This is a genomic window from Mycobacterium sp. RTGN5 (assembly GCF_033804465.1).
GTDB lineage: Bacteria > Actinomycetota > Actinomycetes > Mycobacteriales > Mycobacteriaceae > Mycobacterium.
The window spans coordinates 1-5204 of record NZ_JAPZLA010000014.1 but is presented as its reverse complement, the minus strand read 5'-3'; the positions used below and the strand labels follow the sequence as shown (position 1 = coordinate 5204).

Sequence of the window (5204 nt, the reverse complement as noted above, 5' to 3'; positions counted from 1 at the left end):
TTTTTTGATGCCAGTTTGTTTGGTGTCTTTTTGTTAGGTCAGATTGTTCTGATTCGAATTCACCTGTGCTTGTCATGGGTTGTTTTTGTTTGGAGAGTTTGATTCTGGCTCAGGACGAACGCTGGCGGCGTGCTTAACACATGCAAGTCGAACGGAAAGGCCCTTCGGGGTACTCGAGTGGCGAACGGGTGAGTAACACGTGGGTGATCTGCCCTGCACTTCGGGATAAGCCTGGGAAACTGGGTCTAATACCGGCTAGGACTACGGCCTTCATGGGTTGTGGTGGAAAGCTTTTGCGGTGTGGGATGGGCCCGCGGCCTATCAGCTTGTTGGTGGGGTAATGGCCTACCAAGGCGACGACGGGTAGCCGGCCTGAGAGGGTGTCCGGCCACACTGGGACTGAGATACGGCCCAGACTCCTACGGGAGGCAGCAGTGGGGAATATTGCACAATGGGCGCAAGCCTGATGCAGCGACGCCGCGTGAGGGATGACGGCCTTCGGGTTGTAAACCTCTTTCAGCAGGGACGAAGCGCAAGTGACGGTACCTGTAGAAGAAGGACCGGCCAACTACGTGCCAGCAGCCGCGGTAATACGTAGGGTCCGAGCGTTGTCCGGAATTACTGGGCGTAAAGAGCTCGTAGGTGGTTTGTCGCGTTGTTCGTGAAAACTCACAGCTTAACTGTGGGCGTGCGGGCGATACGGGCAGACTTGAGTACTGCAGGGGAGACTGGAATTCCTGGTGTAGCGGTGGAATGCGCAGATATCAGGAGGAACACCGGTGGCGAAGGCGGGTCTCTGGGCAGTAACTGACGCTGAGGAGCGAAAGCGTGGGGAGCGAACAGGATTAGATACCCTGGTAGTCCACGCCGTAAACGGTGGGTACTAGGTGTGGGTTTCCTTCCTTGGGATCCGTGCCGTAGCTAACGCATTAAGTACCCCGCCTGGGGAGTACGGCCGCAAGGCTAAAACTCAAAGAAATTGACGGGGGCCCGCACAAGCGGCGGAGCATGTGGATTAATTCGATGCAACGCGAAGAACCTTACCTGGGTTTGACATGCACAGGACGTGCCTAGAGATAGGTATTCCCTTGTGGCCTGTGTGCAGGTGGTGCATGGCTGTCGTCAGCTCGTGTCGTGAGATGTTGGGTTAAGTCCCGCAACGAGCGCAACCCTTATCTTATGTTGCCAGCGCGTAATGGCGGGGACTCGTGAGAGACTGCCGGGGTCAACTCGGAGGAAGGTGGGGATGACGTCAAGTCATCATGCCCCTTATGTCCAGGGCTTCACACATGCTACAATGGCCGGTACAAAGGGCTGCGATGCCGTGAGGTGGAGCGAATCCTTTTAAAGCCGGTCTCAGTTCGGATCGGGGTCTGCAACTCGACCCCGTGAAGTCGGAGTCGCTAGTAATCGCAGATCAGCAACGCTGCGGTGAATACGTTCCCGGGCCTTGTACACACCGCCCGTCACGTCATGAAAGTCGGTAACACCCGAAGCCGGTGGCCTAACCCCTTGTGGGAGGGAGCCGTCGAAGGTGGGATCGGCGATTGGGACGAAGTCGTAACAAGGTAGCCGTACCGGAAGGTGCGGCTGGATCACCTCCTTTCTAAGGAGCACCACGAGACTTATGCCCCGCCCACGTCTGTGGGAGTTCGGTGAGCTAAGCGATTCGTTGGATGGGCCTGGCCTGTAGTGGGTTTCAGGTTCTGGTGCACGACAGACTTGTTCGTTCGGCGGGGATGCCGGCGACGAAAATTCATCAGACACACTATTGGGCTTTGAGACAACAAGCCCGTTGTTCTTCGACTGCGGTTGGAGAGGATTGTTGTTGCCTCACTTTGGTGGTGGGGTGTGGTGTTTGATTCGTGGATAGTGGTTGCGAGCATCTAGCACGCAAATGTTTGCGTCGGTCCCGTAGGGGTTCGGCGTGGTTTGTGTGTTGATGTGCAATTTCTTTTTTCGATTCTGGTTTTTTGTGTTGTAAGTGTTTAAGAGCGCATGGTGGATGCCTTGGCATTGAGAGCCGATGAAGGACGTGGGAGGCTGCGTTATGCCTCGGGGAGCTGTCAACCGAGCGTTGATCCGAGGATGTCCGAATGGGGAAACCCGGCACGAGTGATGTCGTGTCACCCACACCTGAATACATAGGGTGTGGGGGGGAACGCGGGGAAGTGAAACATCTCAGTACCCGTAGGAAGAGAAAACAAGTAAGTGATTCCGTGAGTAGTGGCGAGCGAAAGCGGAGGATGGCTAAACCGTATGCATGTGATACCCGGCAGGGGTTGTGTGTGCGGTGTTGTGGGGCTCATCTTCTCAGATCTGCCGGTCTGGGCTGCAGTAAGAAAAGAATGTGTTAATCGAAGTGGCCTGGGATGGTCTGCCGTAGTGGGTGAGAGCCCCGTAGGTGAAAACATGTTCTCTGTGGTGATGAGTACCCGAGTAGCAGCGAGCCCGTGGAATTTGCTGTGAATCTGCCGGGACCACCCGGTAAGCCTGAATACTTCTCAATGACCGATAGCGGATTAGTACCGTGAGGGAATGGTGAAAAGTACCCCGGGAGGGGAGTGAAATAGTACCTGAAACCGTGCGCTTACAATCCGTCAGAGCCCTCGTTTACGTGGGGTGATGGCGTGCCTTTTGAAGAATGAGCCTGCGAGTCAGGGACATGTCGCGAGGTTAACCCGTGTGGGGTAGCCGTAGCGAAAGCGAGTCTGAATAGGGCGTATCCAATCCGTAGGGGTTGGTGTAGTGGTGTGTTCTGGACCCGAAGCGGAGTGATCTACCCATGGCCAGGGTGAAGCGCGGGTAAGACCGCGTGGAGGCCCGAACCCACTTAGGTTGAAGACTGAGGGGATGAGTTGTGGGTAGGGGTGAAAGGCCAATCAAACTCCGTGATAGCTGGTTCTCCCCGAAATGCATTTAGGTGCAGCGTTGCGTGTTTCTTGCCGGAGGTAGAGCTACTGGATGGCCGATGGGCCCCACAGGGTTACTGACGTCAGCCAAACTCCGAATGCCGGTAAGTGAGAGCGCAGCAGTGAGACGGCGGGGGATAAGCTCCGTACGTCGAGAGGGAAACAGCCCAGATCGCCGGCTAAGGCCCCTAAGCGTGTGCTAAGTGGAAAAGGATGTGCAGTCGCAGAGACAACCAGGAGGTTGGCTTAGAAGCAGCCACCCTTGAAAGAGTGCGTAATAGCTCACTGGTCAAGTGATTGTGCGCCGATAATGTAGCGGGGCTCAAGCACACCGCCGAAGCCGCGGCATTCAACTTATGTTGGATGGGTAGGGGAGCGTCCTGCACGCCGATGAAGCAGCCTGGTAATGGAGCTGTGGAGGGTGTGGGAGTGAGAATGCAGGCATGAGTAGCGATAAGGCAAGTGAGAACCTTGCCCGCCGAAAGACCAAGGGTTCCTGGGGCAGGCCAGTCCGCCCAGGGTGAGTCGGGACCTAAGGCGAGGCCGACAGGCGTAGTCGATGGACAACGGGTTGATATTCCCGTACCCGTGTATGAGCGTCCCTGATGAATCCATTCTGCTAACCGCCCAAAAGGTGGTCTACCAATCCCTTCGGGGAGCGGGGATCACTGGCTGCGCGGGACCCGGATGGGTAGTAGTCAAGCGATGGGGTGACGCAGGTAGGTAGCCGTACCAGTCAGTGGTAATACTGGGGCAAGCCCGTAGGGAGTTGGATAGGCAAATCCGTCCAACACATATCCTGAGAGGTGATGCATAGCCGAGTGAGGCGAATTCGGTAATCCTTTGCTGCCAAGAAAAGCCTCTAGCGAGCACACACACGGCCCGTACCCCAAACCAACACAGGTGGTCAGGTAGAGAATACCAAGGCGTACGAGTGAACTATGGTTAAGGAACTCGGCAAAATACCCCCGTAACTTCGGGAGAAGGGGGACCTCCTACTGTCATGGCACTAGCGGCCGGCAGCGGTGGGGGGTGGCACAAACCAGTGAGAAGCGACTGTTTACTAAAAACACAGGTCCGTGCGAAGTCGCAAGACGATGTATACGGACTGACGCCTGCCCGGTGCTGGAAGGTTAAGAGGACCCGTTAACCCCTTGGGGTGAAGCGGAGAATTTAAGCCCCAGTAAACGGCGGTGGTAACTATAACCATCCTAAGGTAGCGAAATTCCTTGTCGGGTAAGTTCCGACCTGCACGAATGGCGTAACGACTTCTCAACTGTCTCAACCATAGACTCGGCGAAATTGCACTACGAGTAAAGATGCTCGTTACGCGCGGCAGGACGAAAAGACCCCGGGACCTTCACTATAGCTTGGTATTGGCGTTCGGTTCGGTTTGTGTAGGATAGGTGGGAGACTGTGAAATTCACACGCCAGTGTGGGTGGAGTCATTGTTGAAATACCACTCTGATCGTATTGGACTTCTAACCTCGGACCGTATATCCGGTCCAGGGACAGTGCCTGGTGGGTAGTTTAACTGGGGCGGTTGCCTCCTAAAATGTAACGGAGGCGCCCAAAGGTTCCCTCAACCTGGACGGCAATCAGGTGTTGAGTGCAAGTGCACAAGGGAGCTTGACTGCGAGACGGACATGTCAAGCAGGGACGAAAGTCGGGACTAGTGATCCGGCACCCCCGAGTGGAAGGGGTGTCGCTCAACGGATAAAAGGTACCCCGGGGATAACAGGCTGATCTTCCCCAAGAGTCCATATCGACGGGATGGTTTGGCACCTCGATGTCGGCTCGTCGCATCCTGGGGCTGGAGCAGGTCCCAAGGGTTGGGCTGTTCGCCCATTAAAGCGGCACGCGAGCTGGGTTTAGAACGTCGTGAGACAGTTCGGTCTCTATCCGCCGCGCGCGTCAGAAACTTGAGGAAACCTGTCCCTAGTACGAGAGGACCGGGACGGACGAACCTCTGGTCCACCAGTTGTCCCACCAGGGGCACCGCTGGATAGCCACGTTCGGACAGGATAACCGCTGAAAGCATCTAAGCGGGAAACCTTCTCCAAGACCAGGTTTCTCACCCTTTTAGAGGGATAAGGCCCCCCGCAGACCACGGGATCGATAGACCAGACCTGCACGCACCGCAAGGTGTTCAGGGAACTGGCACTAACCGGCCGAAAACTTACAACAACCAAAACAACTAACCAAGTTGAATCGGAAAAAGTAAAAGACGCACATCAACGCCCGCAACCACACTCCACAAGCAGTCAAACCACTGCACCCCACCACCAAAAC

The 5204-nt window shown here is 55.8% G+C and carries 2 rRNA genes; both read left to right on the top strand.

The window, feature by feature from the left end:
- Positions 1–86: 86 nt before the first annotated feature.
- Positions 87–1606 (top strand): 16S ribosomal RNA (locus SLQ31_RS29400).
- 372 nt (positions 1607–1978) lie between these two features.
- Positions 1979–5099 (top strand): 23S ribosomal RNA (locus tag SLQ31_RS29395).
- Together the 16S and 23S rRNA genes form the textbook arrangement of a ribosomal RNA operon.
- Positions 5100–5204 lie beyond the last annotated feature (105 nt).